Genomic DNA, 15,716 nt, shown 5'->3' on the forward strand with positions numbered 1-15,716 from the left:
GGGAGGCGTAGCGTGATGCTGGAGGTAACGAGCTGGATTTGGCTCTTGCTGGTCGTTTTTGTCTTGCATGACATGGAAGAATTGATCGTCGTAGAAAAGTGGCTGGGAAAGCACAAAGGGGTCGTCATCAGGAAAGCTCCGCGCTGGTTCAAAGGGATGGTCGAACCGTCGCTGACCATGAGTACGGCGCAGTTTGCAGTAGCGGTCACCTGTATCTTCGTGGTACTGGCTTCCGCTGTCATACTAACCATTTTCACTTGGGAAGAGAGAACGTTTCTGCCGTTTTTTCTCGTCTGCCTGCACGTGCTTTTCCTGCACAGCTTTACCCACATCGGTCAGAGTCTTCTGCTGCGCACATACACGCCAGGTGTGGTGACTGCAGTCACTTTGACGCTGCCCTACGGCTTATTCGCGTATAGCCGCTTGTTTGCCGAGGGAGTGATCACCTGGTCGACTGTGTTCAGCACGCTGCCGTACGTCGTTTTGATCATCCCGCTCCTGTATGGCGCCCATCGTTTGGGGCAGTTTGTCAGCAAGCCAAAGGATACGTAAGAAGCATGCGTTTCCTCGCAAACGCATATCTGCTATCGTAAAAGAAACATCGAAGGAAAGAAGGGCACGCCTTGAAGCTACGTCTAGGGGTCTTGGGCGCGGACGATTCCTTGGAGATTATCGAGTCTGTCACACGAGAATTTTCGGAATTGGAATGTCTGAAAATCGTCTATTGGAAGGAAGAAGACATCGTTGATTTACTAGAGCCGCACGTTCACGATGCGGATATGTGGCTATTTTCCGGTAAAGTACCGTACAGCTTGGTGAAGGCATGGGGGAAGGTGAAGGTCCCCATGGCGTATGTCCCGCATATGGGGGCAAGCCTGTATCGAACACTGCTTTATTTGTCCCATCAACAAAATATCCGGGTTCAGGATGTCAGCTTCGATACGTTTTCTGTCGATGAGCTGGACCTGTTTCTGCAGGAAGCAGGGATCGAGGGCGGTCATCGCTGGCTCAAGCATTACGATGGCGTGATCACGGCAGGCGAGCTCGCCGACTACCATGAGCAGCTGTGGAAGGAAGGCAAGACCCGTGCGGCGGTGACCTGCTTGCGTACGGCTGATTTGGAGCTGCGGGAAAGGGGGGTACCCGTGCATCGTGTCCTTCCGACTCGTTCAGGTGTGCAGGCAGTGATCCACATGCTGCTGAGAACCAATGAAATGCTGCACTTCAAAGACACACAGATCGCGGTGCAGATGATGGAGATCGACCCGTTCCGCGAGCTGGCAGGAGGCACGTTTGCGACAGACGACTGGCAAAATGCGGAAATCAAGACGATGGAAAAGCTGCTGCGCTACGCCAAGCATTTGCACGGCTCGTTAAAAACAGCGGGACCGGGACGCTATGCCATCTTTACGACCCGAGGCATATTGCAGAACGCGACGACTGGCTTTACGACGATGCCGGATCTGGAGGAAGGCTTTGGAATCGAGGCGGACGCTGTCACATGCGGGATCGGGATTGGCAAGACGGCCAACGAAGCGGAAATCCATGCGGGAACGGCTTTGCTCCATGCCAAGGAGAGAGGGGCTGCCAACTGGATGGTGTTTTTTGACGACAAGAGCATTGTTGGCCCATTGGGCAGCAGTGAGCAGCTGTCCTACAGCAGTGTCTCTGCACGGCTGCAGAAGCTCGGCGAACAAACATCGCTCAGCGTGCTCACCTTATCCAAGCTGGACTCGATTCTCCGCAAGCGAAAGACCATGGAGATCAATGCCCATGAGCTGGCGCAGTCGATGCAAATCTTGCCGCGCAGCGCTCGCCGAATCCTCATGGAGCTGGAATCCAAAGGGCTCGCGAAGGTGGTTGGAGAAGAAAGCCCGAATCCGCGGGGACGTCCTCGCAAAGTTTACCGGATTACGTGGTAGCTTTCTAGAAAAAATCCGAATCGACAACTCGGGTTATCCTTTTCAAAATAGACAGACTACTATACAATTAAAGGACATAACCGAAAATCAACCGTTATTAAAGAATCGACGTAAAAAATAGACGTACGAGGAGGTGCTTCATCTTGATCAATGCGGATCGTTTGTGGGACCGATTGATGCAGCTGAGTTCCATTGGTACTCAGGAAGTGGGAGGAATCACGAGGCTGTCTTTTTCCCCGGAAGAGCGTGCAGCCAAAGACCTGGTTACAGGATTCATGAAAGAAGCGGGACTCTCTGTGAGAGAAGATGAGGTAGGCAATCTGATCGGCCGCAAAGAGGGAACAAACCCAAATGCTCCTGTGGTATTGATTGGTTCTCACCTGGACTCGGTACCGAGCGGAGGGAATTTCGATGGACCGCTCGGCGTGCTCTCCGGTGTCGAAGCGCTGCAAACCATGAATGAGCATGGCGTTGAGACCGAGCATCCCATCGAAGTGATTGCTTTTACAGATGAAGAAGGTACCCGCTTTGGCTACGGAATGATCGGCAGCCGCGGTATTGCGGGCTTGCTGAAAGAGGACGAGCTGGTCAGTCGGGACGAAGCAGGGATTTCGATTGCCGAAGCGATGGCAAACGTCGGCCTTGACCCAGCTCAGATCAGCAAGGCAGCGAGAGAGCCTGGCAGCGTAAAGGCGTACGTGGAGCTGCACATCGAGCAAGGAAAAGTACTGGAAAGCCGCGATCTGTCTGTCGGAATCGTCAGTGGGGTAGCAGGTCCGCTCTGGCTGAAGTTCATTCTGGAGGGCGAGGCCGGTCACGCAGGTGCCACGCCGATGAACATGAGAAAAGACCCGTTGGCAGCAGCAGCAGAAGTGATGCTCGTCATCGAGCGCCAGGCAGCTCGTCAGGAAATCAGTGTCGGAACCGTCGGAAAGCTGCAGGTTTTCCCGGGAGGCGTCAACATCATTCCGGGACGCGTAGAATTTACGCTGGACTTGCGGGACGTGGATATTCAGGTGCGTGATCAGGTCGAGCAAGCGATCATGGCCGAAGCAGAAGCGATCTGTGCCAAACGTGGTGTCAAGCTGCAAGTAGAACTGCTGCAGCGGATCAATCCAGCTGTGTGCTCCGAGGAAATTCGGGCGGCGATTCAGGCTGCGTGTGCGGCCGAGGGACTCGAGACGATTACCCTTCCAAGCGGGGCTGGACACGATTGCATGCAGCTTACCGAGCTGTGTCCCGTGGGGATGATCTTCGCCAGATCCAAGGATGGTATCAGTCACAATCCGGCGGAGTATACGAGCAAAGAAGATTGTGGGAACGGCGCACAAGTCCTGTATCGTACCGTGCTTTCTATGGCGAGTGGGAAATAAGCGATAAACGAGAGGCATTTGGAGGAGGAGAAGGAAATGACAGTAGCAGCAGAGCTAAACCAAGCGGTAGAGCAGGTCAAGCAACAAGTAATTGAATGGCGGCGTTATTTGCACCAGCATCCAGAACTGTCCTTTCACGAAGAGAAGACGGCGCAGTTCATCTATGATATCTTGTCGACCTTTGACAATCTGGAGCTCTCACGTCCAACCAAAAACAGTGTCATGGCACGTCTGATCGGCTCCCAGCCGGGCAAGGTGCTGGCGATGCGCGCGGATATTGACGCGCTTGCAATCACGGAGGAAAACACGTTCGATTTCATCTCCACAAACCCGGGTGTCATGCATGCTTGTGGTCATGACGGGCATACCTCCATGCTGCTCGGAACGGCCAAGATCCTGTCTGGCATGAAGGATAAAATCAAAGGGGAAGTGCGCTTTTTCTTTCAGCATGCTGAGGAAATCTATCCGGGCGGCGCAGAAGAAATGGTGCAAGCAGGCGTAATGGACGGCGTTGACCTGGTGATCGGTACCCATCTGTGGTCGACTATGGAGTACGGAACCATCGGGATCTGCCCTGGACCGATGATGGCAGCCCCTGATACGTTCTGGATCAACGTGTATGGGAAAGGCGGTCACGCAGCACTTCCGCATCAAACCATCGACAGCATCGCGATTGCGTCGCAGGTCGTAACCAACCTGCAGCATATCGTCTCCCGCACTACCGATCCATTGGACAATCTGGTGCTCTCTGTGACCAAGTTCGTGGGCGGTACGACGCACAACGTCATTCCGGGAGCTGTAGAAATTTGCGGAACGGTGCGCAGCTTTGACAAAGAATTGCGCGAGACAGTGCCAAAGCTCATGGAGCGTGTAATCAAAGGGATTACCGAGGCGCATGGTGCAACCTATGAATTCACCTATGAATTTGGCTATCGTCCAGTCATCAATGATGCCGAAGTAACCCAGTTGATGGAAGACGTTGTCGTAGAAGCTCTGGGAGCTGAGTGGGTTGATCATATGCGCCCGACCATGGGCGGGGAAGACTTCTCGGCCTTCCAGCAAAAAGCTCCGGGCTGCTTCTTCTACGTAGGAGCAGGCAACAAGGAGAAAGGCATCACCTATCCACATCACCATCCACGTTTTACGATCGACGAGGATGCGCTTGCGGTAGGCGTAAAAATGTTCGTCCATGCTGCGAGAAAAATCGTGATGGAAGTGGAATAAACACGCAGCAACAGTTATGATCAGCCTCCTGTCCTTTGCGACGGGAGGTTTTTTCTTGTCCTTTGGCTATTGCATGCGAAACAGCTTGTGCCAGATCGAGGTTTTGCGCTGCTCGTCCTTCATTTTGGCGAGCTGTACCTTGGCGTCCATGATATCGTTCATCGCTTTCAGCAGCCGTCGATCCCGTTCCTTCAGGCTGGAGCGGATATAGGCTTCCTGCTTTTCTACACGTTCTACCAAAGCGTGATGGGCTGCGTCCTGCTGCTGGACGTGAGCGGCAAGGGCATGCAGCTTTTCCTCCCAGTTGTTGGTTTGAACAGGAGCGGGTACGGAGGCAGGAACACTCAACGCAGGAGCGAGTGTGACAGCGGTCTCTTGCTGTGCAAGCATCGGACCATCAGTCACATGATTGACGACCATGAGGGCCGCTTGCTCCTGTGGGAAGAGCTGATCCTTGGTTAAACGGTAAAAGCGCTGCAGTACGGCAACATCCAGCTGCCTGTACTCCCGCCGGTTTTGGCTGTCTCGCAAAAACCAGTAGCCATGCTGTTCGAGCAGCATGCTCCACTTTCTCAGCGTGCTTGCACCAATCCCCAGCATTTCTGCAACCTCTCTGCCGCTGTACGTACGTTCCCGTGCCACAAGCTCAATGACATTTCCCATCGTTCATCCCTCCAGTCTTTCTTCCTTCCATCTTCCATACGGTTTCTGGATAGATGGTGGTTTTCCTGTAACGAATCGTGCGACAAATTCCTGCAGTGTTCGTACAAATACCGGCGGACTGTGATGAAAGTCGTGGAATCGGGACAGATGATGTAGGGGTACAAGTACATTTTCTGTCCTTCTCCGCTTTTGCTCTAGTAGGGCTACGCCAAATGTACATAGGATGCTGTAGAAGGAGGGATTGACTATGGCATTTAGTGACCAGGTGAAGAAGCTTCAAGGAAAAAATGTAAAAGTAGAAACGGTACGTGGCAATTTTTTTGGACGACTGGTTGAAGTAAAATCGACGACATTGATCCTCCGCGAGCATGACAATAATCGCAGGACCATTATTCGCGATTCCAAAATTATTGCGGTAACCGAACACGACCCTAACTGCTAAGAGAGTAGACCGCGCATACTGACAAAGCCTGCATGGTCCCTCGAGCTGTCGAGCAATCGGCAGCTTTTTTCGTACAGTAAGAATTTATAGGATTCTTAGCCAGTATAAGTGCAACTAAGGCTCCGCCACAAAGCTTGGCGAGATGGCGGCACATTTGCGCCCGTGCAGTGGATTTTATTCCCACGCCCCTTCGTGGTAACATAGTAGGGAGATTGAAAGACTACGAAGAAGGTAGGGGAAACGATGTTAGATGTAAGGTTTCACGGACATTCTTCCGTTCAATTGACTGCAGAAGGACACTCCATCATGATCGATCCGTTCATCACGGGAAATGGTCAGGCGACAACAAAGCTGGAAGACATCCAGGTGAAGTATATTTTGCTGACTCACGGTCACCAGGATCATATTCTGGATGCGGTCGAGCTGGCAAAGGCCAATGATGCGACGATCGTGGCGACGCATGAGCTGGCGACCTACTTGGCTTGGCAAGGCGCCAAAACGATCGGGATGAACCTCGGCGGAACGGTTACGCTACCGTTTGGTAAAGTAAAAATGACCCAAGCCTTCCACAGCTCAGGGGTTGTTTTGGACGATCAAAAACAGATCGTGTACATGGGAATGCCAGGTGGCTTTGTCATTGAAATCGGTGGCAAAACCGTCTACCATGCAGGGGATACAGGTCTCTTCGGCGATATGAAGCTGATTGGTGATCGCCACGATATCGATCTTGCCTTTCTGCCGATCGGTGACCACTTCACGATGGGTCCAGAAGATGCACTGACAGCTGCAGAGTGGGTGAAAGCAGATTATGTGATTCCGATTCACTACGACACCTTCCCACCGATCAAGCAAGATGGCGAAGCGTTTGTAGCAGAGCTGGCGGAGAAGGATATTCGCGGGAAAGCATTGAAGCCAGGAGAATCGTTGCGTTTGTCGTAAGGCACGCGAGCGTGAAAAGCCGTCTTCCTTTGCGAGAGGAAGGCGGCTTCTTTTGTACAGTAAGAATTTATAAGATTCTTAGCCAGCATAAGTGCAACATAGTGAGACTTCGAACGAAGAGAGTTAGCGAGACTTGTGCCCTTCGGGTACTAAGCCTCCACCGCAAAGCTTGGCGGAGCCAAGTTTTCTAATGCGGATAAGCATAAGGCTCCATAAAGGGTTCTCCTATGGCATCTGTTCTATAAACCCGCCACTAATCGTTTCGCCCGCTTTGCTGCCTCCAGGCGGGTTTCCTCCCAGGACAGGCTGAGAAGCTGACGGCCTTGCATGAGGATCTGACCGTTGACGATGGTCGTGTCGACATCAGCTCCGGTGGCGCTGTAGGCGATCAGGGAGTAGAGGTCGTGCACAGGCTGCAAATGAGGTTTGTTCAGGTCGATGAGAATGAGATCAGCGCGTTTTCCGACCTCCAATGTACCTACCTCCGAGTCGATCCTGAGCAGCTTGGCGCTTTCGATCGTCGCCATGCGCAAGGCTTGTTCAGCGGGCAGGACGGTTGGATCACCGGCGTCCAGCTTTTGCATCCACGCCGCAGCCTTGATTTCGGCAAACATGTCGAGCGTCGTTGCGCTCCCAGCTCCATCTGTCCCTATACCGACCGTAATTCCCTGCTCGATCATCCCGCGTATGGGAGCGATGCCGCAAGCCAGCTTGAGATTGCTGACGGGATTATGGGACACCCCGCCGCGCATGCCGCACAAGAGCTTTATGTCCGCGTGTGTGAGGTGAACACCGTGGGCGAGCAGGACGTGATTGCCAGCGAAAAGTCCCAGCTCATGCAAGTATTCCGTTGGCGTCCTTTGATACCGTTCACGGATTTTTTCCACTTCCTCGACCGTCTCTGCCAGATGAATGTGGATCGGGATATTCCGGCTGCGCGCCAGATCGATCACTTCTTTCAAAGGCTGAGGAGGGCAGGTGTAGGGAGCATGCGGGCCGAGCATGGTCGTAATGCGTCCGTCGCCAGCGCCTGTCCAGCTTTTAATGAGATCGAGGGCTTCTTTCATACGCTGTCCACCGTCATCCTCCAGAAAAACAAGCCCGCGAGTCAGCGCAGCACGCATGCCGCTGTCCACGACAGCCTGTGCGACAGCATCCATCTGTACGTACATATCAGCAAAGGCAGTTGTGCCGGAAGCGATCATTTCCGCAGCACTGAGCATGGTTCCCCAATAGATGTCTTCCTTGGTCATCCGAGCTTCGGCGGGAAGCATTTTTTTGTCAAGCCAATCCATCAGCTTCAGGTCATCAGAAAAACCGCGCAGCAAGGACATCCCGGCATGGTTGTGGGCGTTGATCAGCCCGGGCATTGCGACCTTGCCTTTTCCGTCGATTACCTGATCCGCCTGTTGATCGATGGATGCTGCGATGCGGGTGATGTATCCGCCTTCGATGAGCAAGTCTCCGAAGAATGGCTGGTCTCCCCGGACCATTGTGAGGATCTGGCACCCTTTGATTACGAAACGTTTGCTGCTATTCATATGAAAAATCCTCCTTCATTCACGTTCTGGTACTAAGCGTAAGGCTTCACGCGACGGAAAGGTCAAGAGGGAGAATCGACAGAGAAGTCATTATTTTCCTGCTTTTGAAATATTGTTTATTAGATAATGGTTGACTAAAGAAATATTGCTTCATAAAATGAGAGGTAAGATCTGGAGAAAGCGGTGTCATTTATGCTAAATGGGGGTCTTGTCAGTCTACAAGCGATATTGGACGAGTTGAAGCCATCTGAGAGAAAAGTGGCTCAGTTCATTCTGGCTCATCCAGAAGACGTAGTAAAACTGTCTGTGCAAAAGCTGGCGGAGCTGAGCGGCGTATCCGAAGCGACCATCATTCGACTGGCTCGATCCTTGAATATGAAAGGCTACCAGGAGCTCAAGCTGCGTATTGCAGGTGATTTGAACAAGCAGACATCCGCAGTCGGCAGCTACCAGGAAATCATGATGGAGGGCTCGGTTGATTCCATCATGCAGGCCGTAAGCTGGAATAATATCCAATCGATCCAGGATACCCTGTCTGTTCTGTCCAGTGAAGAAGTCATGCGGGCTGCTGACGCTTTGTCCCGGGCGCGGAAGATTGACGTGTATGGTGTAGGGGCATCTGCGGTAATCGCTGACGATATCAAACAAAAGCTTTCCCGCATCAATCTGTGGTGCGAAGCCTATTCCGATTTTCATGCCCAATTGACTTCTGCCGTCAATTTGACGGAGCAGGACGTGGCATTTGGCATTTCCTACTCCGGCCAAACGGAGGATATTATCCAATCACTGACGGAGGCCAAGCAACAGGGGGCGACGATCATCAGTCTGACGAAGTTCGGCTCATCGCCTGTGGCGGATTTGGCAAGTATTCGGCTGTTTACCAGCTCGGTCGAGAAAAGCGTGCGCAGCGGCGCAATGGCGTCGCGGATTGCTCAGCTGAATGTAATCGACATTTTGTTCATCGCCATGGTCAGCCGCAAGCAGGAGGACGTCATTCCGCTGTTGGAAAAAACGCGCGTAGCTGTGAGTCGGACAAAACGCTCATCCAATTGAGGGGGAAGAGGCTATGGACGATGTGAAGGATTTGCTGCAGGAGTGGGTGGACAAAGGGTGGCTTCCAGGAGCAGCCCTGCGCGTCTTGCAGGGGAGTGAGCTAGCCTTCTCCTGCGATGTAGGCACTACAAGTGTGGATAAAAGCCAGCCAGTCACACGAGAGACGCTGTACGATCTGGCTTCCCTGACGAAGGTAACGGCGACGCTGCCAGCCCTCCTGCTCTTGCTGCAAGAAGAGAAGATCCGATTGGAGGACCCGATCGGATATTTCTTTCCCGATTGCCCCACTGACAAAAAGGCAATCACCATCGCTCAGCTGCTTACCCATACGTCCGGTCTTCCTGCCGACCTCGAGGAGCGTACGCGCAAAAGCCAAATTCTGCTGCCAGACCTGCTATATCAGCAGAAGCTTCTCCAAGAACCCGGAAAAAAGGTCATCTACAGTGATCTGGGAATGATCTGGCTCGGCCTTTTGATTGAAAAGGTAACGGGCGTGCGGCTTGATCAGTTTGTGACCCAGCGCGTCTTCGCGCCGCTCGGGATGAATCATACTCTTTATTGTCCGAATAATCATTCTATAAAAAATATTGCCAATACAGAGTTTGATTCGCTCACGGGGGCGTACATCGTCGGAGAGGTTCACGACGAGAAGGCCTTCGTGATGGGCGGAATCGCCGGACATGCCGGGCTGTTTGCCACAGCAGACGATTTGGCTCGGTACGCACAAAGCTGGATGGACGAGGATCGCGCCATCATCAGCAAAGAGTGGCGAACGGCTGCTATTCGCTGTCAGACACCTGCAGGAACAGAGCGCAGAGGGTATTGCTGGCAGTCCAACGATCCCAGCCATCCTCTCAGCTGCGGTTCTACCTTTCATCCGGACAGCTACGGTCACACCGGATTTACAGGAACGAGCATCTGGATCGACCCTGTACACGAGTGGGCCGTCATTTTTCTTACAAACGCAGTACATCTAGGGCGCGATCATCAATTGCGGCGGCTGCGGCCAATGATTCACGATGCAGTCACAGCCCACTTAAAGCGGGCTTGACTTGATAGAGCATGAGTCACAATAAGGCATGAGAAAAATGGGGGAGGGTTAGGTATGAAGCGATTTCGGTTACACACAGCAGCATCAGTCGTGCTCGCAGCTGCCCTGGCGCTGACAGGCTGCAGTGGTGGCGGAGGAAATGAGGCGAAGCCATCAAGTGATCCAGGAAACAACTCAGGGGGGAATCAAGCAGGGGGAGGCCAGCAGGTCACTTTGTCCATGCACAGCTGGCGTGTGGAGGACACAGAGGGCTATGCCAAGCTCATTGCTGCATTTGAGGCAGAGAATCCGAATATCAAGATTGATTTCAAGCCTTTCAAGGCAACGGAGTACAACACGATCTTAAACACGGCATTGCAAAGCGACAGCGGTCCTGACATCCTGCAGCTCCGCCCGTATGCGACAGGTGCTGCCCTGGCTACAGCCGGATATTTAGAGCCGCTCGACAACCTTCCTGGCATCAGCAACATTCCGAAAGAGGTACTAGCGGGTGCGACAGGCAAAGATGGAAAAGTATACGGAGTTCCGCTGACGCTCAGTACTACACAGTTCTTCTACAACAAAAAAATCTTTGACGACAACGGTGTGAGTATACCGAAGAGCTGGGATGAGCTGATTGCTGCCTCAAAAGCTCTGAAAGAAAAAGGCATCATCCCCATCTCCTTTGGAGCAAAAGAAGGCTGGTTGCTTTCCCTGAGCCACGGTGTCATTGCACCCGCGAGCTTTACAAATGGCTACATGGACAAATTGTTAAAGGGCGAAAGCGACCTGAAGAGCCCAGAATTCCTCAAGTCTATTCAACGCATGCAGGAACTGATTCCTTATTTCCCGGAAAATTTTGTTGGGCTTGAGCTAAATGATATGCGGACTTTGTTTGCCACTGGCAAAGCTGCCATGTTTATCAACGGAAGCTTTGAAATGGAAGGGATCAAGAAGCTGAATCCGGACTTGCAGCTGGACTTTTTCCCGATGCCTACGGATGATGGCAAACAGGTCATCACGACATGGGTAGATGGCTCTTACGCGGTGAACGCAAAATCGAAGCACAAGGCGGAAGCGTTGAAATTCATGGAGTTTATGACTACCAAAAAGTTTGGTGAATTGTATGCGAACCAGTTCAAAATGATCAGCCCGATTCCGGGAGTATCCGCAGAGGATCCACTCGTAAATCGACTGACAGAGCTGACGCAAACAAACGCGACTCCTTACTTGATGATCGTTCATTTCTCGGAAGGCAATCCGACAACCAAGAAAACGTTGGAGAATGCCCTTCAGGGGATGTACCTGAACAAATTGACACCGGAGCAGGTCGTGGATGAAGTACAAAAATCGGCCGCAACGTGGTTTGAACCGTTTAAAAAATAAGGGCGCTTGGGTAGGGTGCGGAGGGGAGAGCTGGCTTTTCCCTCCGTCTCTACAGAAAGGGGTGGGTACCATCGCTACAGACAGTCAATCCATCCGGCCAAAGAGACGAAGAAGCTGGTTGATCCACCTGTTTCCGCTTCCGGCTCTGGCCATTTATCTCGTTTTTCTGGTCTACCCGATTTTTTCTGCCTTTGTTTACAGCTTGTACGATTGGCAAGGGATCAAGCGCGGTGCGTTCATTGGTCTAAAAAACTTTGCAACCTTGTTCACGGTGGAGCCCTTCAATGAAATGTTCTGGAATGCATTGAGCCATAACGTCCTGTATTTCGTGGTTGAGATGGTGGTACAAAACGGGATTGGCTTTATGCTAGCCTTCTTTATTTACCGGAAAATTCGCGGCGCAGGATTTTTAAAGATCGCCTATTTCATGCCACGCCTGTTGTCTGTGATCGTCATCGGATTTTTGTGGAAGCTGATTTTTAATCCGAACTACGGTGCGTTAAACAGCGTGCTGACGAGCGTCGGGCTCGCGGACTGGGCGAAGCCGTGGCTGGGAGACCCGGATACGGCTCTGATGGCCATCATCCTCGTCAACTGCTGGTTCGGTGTCGGTTTTGCCATGCTGATCTTTCTGGCGGGGCTGCAATCTATTCCGGAGGAGCTGATTGAGGCAGCGAGGCTGGATGGAGCTAGGGGCTTGACGATGCTCTGGAAGATCATTCTGCCGCTGTGCATGCCTTCGATCACCATTATGACTGTATTTACGTTCATTCAGGCCTTTGAAGCCTTCGAGCTGGTATACGCGATGCAAGGATCCATGGGGGAACCATTTTATTCCACGGACACACTGGCTGTCTATTTTTACCGCATGGCGTTTGGAGGCAGTGGTGGGGCAGGGGAAACCGCTCTCGGTCTTGGCTCGGCGCTGGCTGTCGTTCTGTTCATTATCGTAGCATCGGTGTCGGCAATCTCCGTCTACCTGATGCGCAAGCGTGAGGTCCAGCATTGAGACGTACTGCTTGGCGAGAAAGGGGGAGATCCATTTGAAAACGAGCATGGGTGGCAAAGCCGTGCAATACGTGGTCGCGTATCTGTTTATGTTGGTAGCACTATATCCGATCGTCTTGATGGTTGCCTCCTCGTTCAAAACGAATATGGAAATATTTACAAGTCCACTGTCGCTGCCGAAAGCGTTCAGCTTTGAGACGTACCAAAAGCTGTGGGAAGTCGTTCCTTTTGCTGACTTTCTGTGGAACAGCATCTTCGTCAGCCTGATGTCTGTCCTTTTGATCACGATCTTTTCAGCCATGGCTGCTTTTTACCTGGCGCGCTTTTCCTTCAAGTGGACAGCCGCGCTCTACTTCGTGTTTCTCCTGGGACTGATGATTCCGGTCAAGCTGGGGATTGTGCCGTTGTTTCTATTGATGAAAAGCTTGAACTTGCTCAATTCCCTCTGGTCGCTCATCCTCATTTACACGGCGAGCGGGATTCCAGTGGCGGTTTTCATTTTGACCGGTTTTTTCCGAACGCTGCCCGTAGAGCTGGAGGAGGCGGCGCGAATCGATGGCTGCAACAACTTTCAAGTCTTTTGGCGCGTGCTTTTGCCGTTGATACGTCCTGCGCTGGCAACGGTTGTCATCATCAACTTCATCCACGCCTGGAACGACTTTTTCTTTCCCTTGATATTCATCCAGGAAGATACCTTAAAAACGATTCCGGTTGGCATGATGGTGTTGTTTGGCGAGTATGAAACGGACTGGAGCCTGCTGTTTGCGGGACTCACGCTGTCTGCGTTGCCGATGATCGGCGTGTTCCTCATGGCGTCCAAGCAGTTCATGGAGGGGTTGACAGCTGGTGCAGTCAAATAATCAATCGCAATGGTTTATCGCGCTTGATGGCGGAGGGACCAAGACGAGAGCCGCTATTTGCAATGACAAAGGGGAAATCAAGGCAATCGTTGACGGCGAAGCGAGCAATCCGCTCTCTCGCTCCTTTGAGGATGTAGCGTCCACGATTCGCCAGCTTATAAGCGAGGTCATGAAAGACGCAGGGGTGAAAAAAGAAGAGGTAGCAGCCGTCTATCTCGGACTTGCAGGAGCGGATCGTCCAGAAATCACGAAGCGGCTGCAGGCGGAATTTGGAGCCGAATGGGGCGAGCGACTGCTGCTCGACAACGACGCGGTAGCTGCTCTTTACGCGGGAACCTGGGGGGAGCCGGGGATCGTGCTGATCGCGGGCACGGGGTCGATCGCTTATGCGGTCACGCAGCAAGGCAAGAGGTATCGCACAGGTGGCTGGGGCTATCTGGTCGGAGATGAGGGGAGCGGCTTTGACTTGGGTCGCAGGGCAGCAGTTGCCGTGATGCGGGCGTCGGATGGCCGTGGAGCAGAGACGCTGCTCACCGAACTCTATCTCGAGCATTACCAAGTGAGCCGTCCCGAGGAGCTGATTGCCTGCATTTACGGAGCGAGCAATCCCCGAAAGGACCTGGCGGATACCAGTACGCTGGTGGAAAAAGCGGCGAGACTTGGCGATCCGATTGCTTGCGAGCTGATTTCTTTGGCAGCCGATGATTTGCAGGAGCTCGCCTCCGCCTGCCAAAGGAAATTAGAGAGCCTTTTGCCTGTCGTGCTCGCGGGAGGGCTGCTCACGGCGAATACGCGACTGCGCGAAGAACTGCTTCTAAAAGCGACCTTTGAAGCCCGAATTCCAAATGTGGCGCCAGTAGTAGGTGCTCTAGTCGCTGCCATGAAGAGGGCAGGATGGACCATACATGCAGACATCCAACACCAGCTGCAGCTGAGTGGTAGGGTATCAGAAGAGGAGTGAAGGCAGTGGGAGAAAACTTGCACCAGCTCCAGACAGAAATGCGAAATGCTGCAAGTGAGCAATTGGATCAGATGTCCACGCTCGAAATCGTGACATTGATGAATCAAGAGGATCAAAAGGTCGCGCAGGCTGTACAGCAAGTGCTGCCGGAAGTAGCGCAAGCGGTTGAGCTGATTGCCGAGGCGTTGAACAACGGAGGGCGCCTGTTTTACATCGGAGCCGGCACGAGTGGCCGACTCGGTGTGCTGGATGCAGCGGAATGCCCGCCAACCTTTGGCACAGATCCTGCTCTCATACAGGGAATTATCGCAGGAGGTCCCGCAGCGCTCACGATCGCAGTAGAAGGAGCCGAGGACTCGCTTGCACTCGGCCAGGAGGACATCCGGGAAAGAGGTGTGCAGGCAGGTGACGTTGTTGTCGGCATAGCAGCGAGCGGTCGAACCCCGTATGTCATCGGCGCTTTGGCCGAGGCGAGGGCACGATCTGCTGTCACGATTTCTCTCTCGTGCAATCCCGATTCCGATATTAATCAGGAGGCGGATGTTTGCATCAATCTATCAGTAGGTCCCGAGGTCGTGACCGGATCGACCCGACTCAAAGCGGGCAGTGCCACCAAGATGGTTCTGAATATGCTGACGACCGCAAGCATGGTCCGTGTAGGCAAGGTATACGGCAACTGGATGGTCAATGTGCAGGCGACCAATCACAAGCTAAAGGAAAGAGCCAAACATATTGTCATGCAGGTCACAGGGGTCGACTATCCAGAAGCAGAGCGCCTGATTACAGAGGCAATGGGGGACGTCAAGCTGGCAATCGTGATGCAAAAATCAGGCTTGCCTCGCGCTGAGGCAGCGGAAAGACTGCAGCGCGCAGGCAGCAAGGTTCGTCCCGCAATCGAGGATGTGCTAGGCGAGCAAGGATCGGCCTGATCCTGACATCGCCGCAGAGGTTAGTGAATGCCATGATACTTGTGTTCATGGCGAATATTACGGCAGCGGGGATATCGGTTTCGGTTTCTTCATTCATCACTTTGAGCATCGGCGCAGGAAAAATAGAAGAGGCCACAGCCTAAGACAGGGATGGGATTTGTATTTGGGGTGGCCGCTCTCTTTTTTTGCTGAGCCGATTCTTCGCGTTTTGGGAGCGATAACGCTGCTTCTCGCCGTTCAGAAGAACTCTCTCCCTATTTAATAGGATTTTTCCTGGACGGTCTGATCTGGAAATCTGGCATTCTCTATGTCTATCGAAAATGATTCCAGCATATTTTCCGATGGGAAGGGATGGAAACAGCACAGGGAATAGGGTAATATTGGG

At 52.7% G+C, this 15,716-nt stretch carries 15 protein-coding genes; 13 read left to right on the plus strand and 2 right to left on the minus strand.

The window, feature by feature from the left end; all coding sequences use genetic code 11:
- Window positions 1–15: 15 nt before the first annotated feature.
- The 4 genes from ACLIN2_RS07590 (at window position 16) to ACLIN2_RS07605 (ending at window position 4,519) form a co-directional block, all read left to right on the plus strand.
- Window positions 16–552: an HXXEE domain-containing protein gene (locus tag ACLIN2_RS07590; RefSeq protein ID WP_411503677.1), complete on the plus strand. Its 537-nt coding sequence runs from the start codon at window positions 16–18 to the stop codon at window positions 550–552.
- Window positions 553–623: 71 nt separating this feature from the next.
- On the plus strand, window positions 624–1,922 hold the full coding sequence (locus tag ACLIN2_RS07595; RefSeq protein ID WP_092266158.1) for a transcriptional regulator: 1,299 nt from the start codon (window positions 624–626) through the stop codon (window positions 1,920–1,922).
- Between the two features lie 143 nt (window positions 1,923–2,065).
- Window positions 2,066–3,295: a Zn-dependent hydrolase gene (locus ACLIN2_RS07600; RefSeq protein WP_411503678.1), complete on the plus strand. Its 1,230-nt coding sequence runs from the start codon at window positions 2,066–2,068 to the stop codon at window positions 3,293–3,295.
- Between the two features lie 36 nt (window positions 3,296–3,331).
- Entirely contained in the window at window positions 3,332–4,519 is a 1,188-nt protein-coding gene (locus ACLIN2_RS07605) for a M20 family metallopeptidase (protein ID WP_400584298.1), read from the plus strand.
- Between the two features lie 66 nt (window positions 4,520–4,585).
- Here the strand turns inward: ACLIN2_RS07605 and ACLIN2_RS07610 are convergent, their stop codons facing one another.
- Window positions 4,586–5,182 (minus strand): hypothetical protein, encoded by a 597-nt coding sequence (locus tag ACLIN2_RS07610; RefSeq protein WP_092266155.1) that lies wholly within the window; start codon window positions 5,180–5,182, stop codon window positions 4,586–4,588.
- A 247-nt stretch (window positions 5,183–5,429) separates the two neighbouring features.
- On the opposite strand from ACLIN2_RS07610, the gene ACLIN2_RS07615 reads away from it, so the two are divergent.
- Both ACLIN2_RS07615 and ACLIN2_RS07620 read left to right on the plus strand, forming a co-directional pair.
- Entirely contained in the window at window positions 5,430–5,624 is a 195-nt protein-coding gene (locus tag ACLIN2_RS07615) for a hypothetical protein (RefSeq protein ID WP_327930346.1), read from the plus strand.
- A gap of 243 nt (window positions 5,625–5,867) precedes the next feature.
- Window positions 5,868–6,563, plus strand: coding sequence for a metal-dependent hydrolase (locus tag ACLIN2_RS07620; RefSeq protein ID WP_411503679.1), 696 nt, complete (start codon window positions 5,868–5,870; stop codon window positions 6,561–6,563).
- Window positions 6,564–6,802: 239 nt separating this feature from the next.
- On the opposite strand, the gene ACLIN2_RS07625 is transcribed toward ACLIN2_RS07620, so the two are convergent.
- Window positions 6,803–8,104 (minus strand): amidohydrolase, encoded by a 1,302-nt coding sequence (locus ACLIN2_RS07625; RefSeq protein ID WP_411503680.1) that lies wholly within the window; start codon window positions 8,102–8,104, stop codon window positions 6,803–6,805.
- Between the two features lie 192 nt (window positions 8,105–8,296).
- Here ACLIN2_RS07625 and ACLIN2_RS07630 point away from each other — a divergent pair, with 192 nt between their 5' ends.
- The 7 genes from ACLIN2_RS07630 (at window position 8,297) to murQ (ending at window position 15,331) form a co-directional block, all read left to right on the plus strand.
- A complete protein-coding gene (locus tag ACLIN2_RS07630) occupies window positions 8,297–9,157 on the plus strand; it encodes a MurR/RpiR family transcriptional regulator (RefSeq protein WP_122924314.1) in 861 nt (286 codons plus the stop codon).
- Window positions 9,158–9,170: 13 nt separating this feature from the next.
- A complete protein-coding gene (locus ACLIN2_RS07635; protein ID WP_411503681.1) occupies window positions 9,171–10,208 on the plus strand; it encodes a serine hydrolase domain-containing protein in 1,038 nt (345 codons plus the stop codon).
- A 54-nt stretch (window positions 10,209–10,262) separates the two neighbouring features.
- A complete protein-coding gene (locus ACLIN2_RS07640; RefSeq protein ID WP_122959730.1) occupies window positions 10,263–11,573 on the plus strand; it encodes an ABC transporter substrate-binding protein in 1,311 nt (436 codons plus the stop codon).
- Window positions 11,574–11,634: 61 nt separating this feature from the next.
- Window positions 11,635–12,582, plus strand: a complete 948-nt coding sequence (locus ACLIN2_RS07645) for a carbohydrate ABC transporter permease (protein WP_400584309.1) — start codon at window positions 11,635–11,637, stop codon at window positions 12,580–12,582.
- A gap of 34 nt (window positions 12,583–12,616) precedes the next feature.
- Window positions 12,617–13,441: a carbohydrate ABC transporter permease gene (locus ACLIN2_RS07650; RefSeq protein ID WP_092266147.1), complete on the plus strand. Its 825-nt coding sequence runs from the start codon at window positions 12,617–12,619 to the stop codon at window positions 13,439–13,441.
- Entirely contained in the window at window positions 13,428–14,402 is a 975-nt protein-coding gene (locus ACLIN2_RS07655) for an N-acetylglucosamine kinase (RefSeq protein WP_411503682.1), read from the plus strand. The genes ACLIN2_RS07650 and ACLIN2_RS07655 overlap by 14 nt, the downstream gene beginning before the upstream one ends.
- A gap of 5 nt (window positions 14,403–14,407) precedes the next feature.
- A complete protein-coding gene (gene murQ, locus ACLIN2_RS07660) occupies window positions 14,408–15,331 on the plus strand; it encodes an N-acetylmuramic acid 6-phosphate etherase (protein ID WP_092266145.1) in 924 nt (307 codons plus the stop codon).
- Window positions 15,332–15,716 lie beyond the last annotated feature (385 nt).

The sequence above is a fragment of the Brevibacillus centrosporus genome (assembly GCF_046622605.1).
Lineage (GTDB): Bacteria > Bacillota > Bacilli > Brevibacillales > Brevibacillaceae > Brevibacillus > Brevibacillus centrosporus.

Bases quoted from the DNA above. Each gene is read 5' to 3' on its own strand.
- ACLIN2_RS07590 (WP_411503677.1), top strand. From the start codon at position 16: ATGCTGGAGGTAACGAGCTGGATTTGGCTCTTGCTGGTCGTTTTTGTC.
- ACLIN2_RS07605 (WP_400584298.1), top strand. From the start codon at position 3,332: ATGACAGTAGCAGCAGAGCTAAACCAAGCGGTAGAGCAGGTCAAGCAA.
- ACLIN2_RS07610 (WP_092266155.1), bottom strand. From the start codon at position 5,182: ATGGGAAATGTCATTGAGCTTGTGGCACGGGAACGTACGTACAGCGGC.
- ACLIN2_RS07615 (WP_327930346.1), top strand. From the start codon at position 5,430: ATGGCATTTAGTGACCAGGTGAAGAAGCTTCAAGGAAAAAATGTAAAA.
- ACLIN2_RS07620 (WP_411503679.1), top strand. From the start codon at position 5,868: ATGTTAGATGTAAGGTTTCACGGACATTCTTCCGTTCAATTGACTGCA.
- ACLIN2_RS07625 (WP_411503680.1), bottom strand. From the start codon at position 8,104: ATGAATAGCAGCAAACGTTTCGTAATCAAAGGGTGCCAGATCCTCACA.
- ACLIN2_RS07630 (WP_122924314.1), top strand. From the start codon at position 8,297: ATGCTAAATGGGGGTCTTGTCAGTCTACAAGCGATATTGGACGAGTTG.
- ACLIN2_RS07635 (WP_411503681.1), top strand. From the start codon at position 9,171: ATGGACGATGTGAAGGATTTGCTGCAGGAGTGGGTGGACAAAGGGTGG.
- ACLIN2_RS07640 (WP_122959730.1), top strand. From the start codon at position 10,263: ATGAAGCGATTTCGGTTACACACAGCAGCATCAGTCGTGCTCGCAGCT.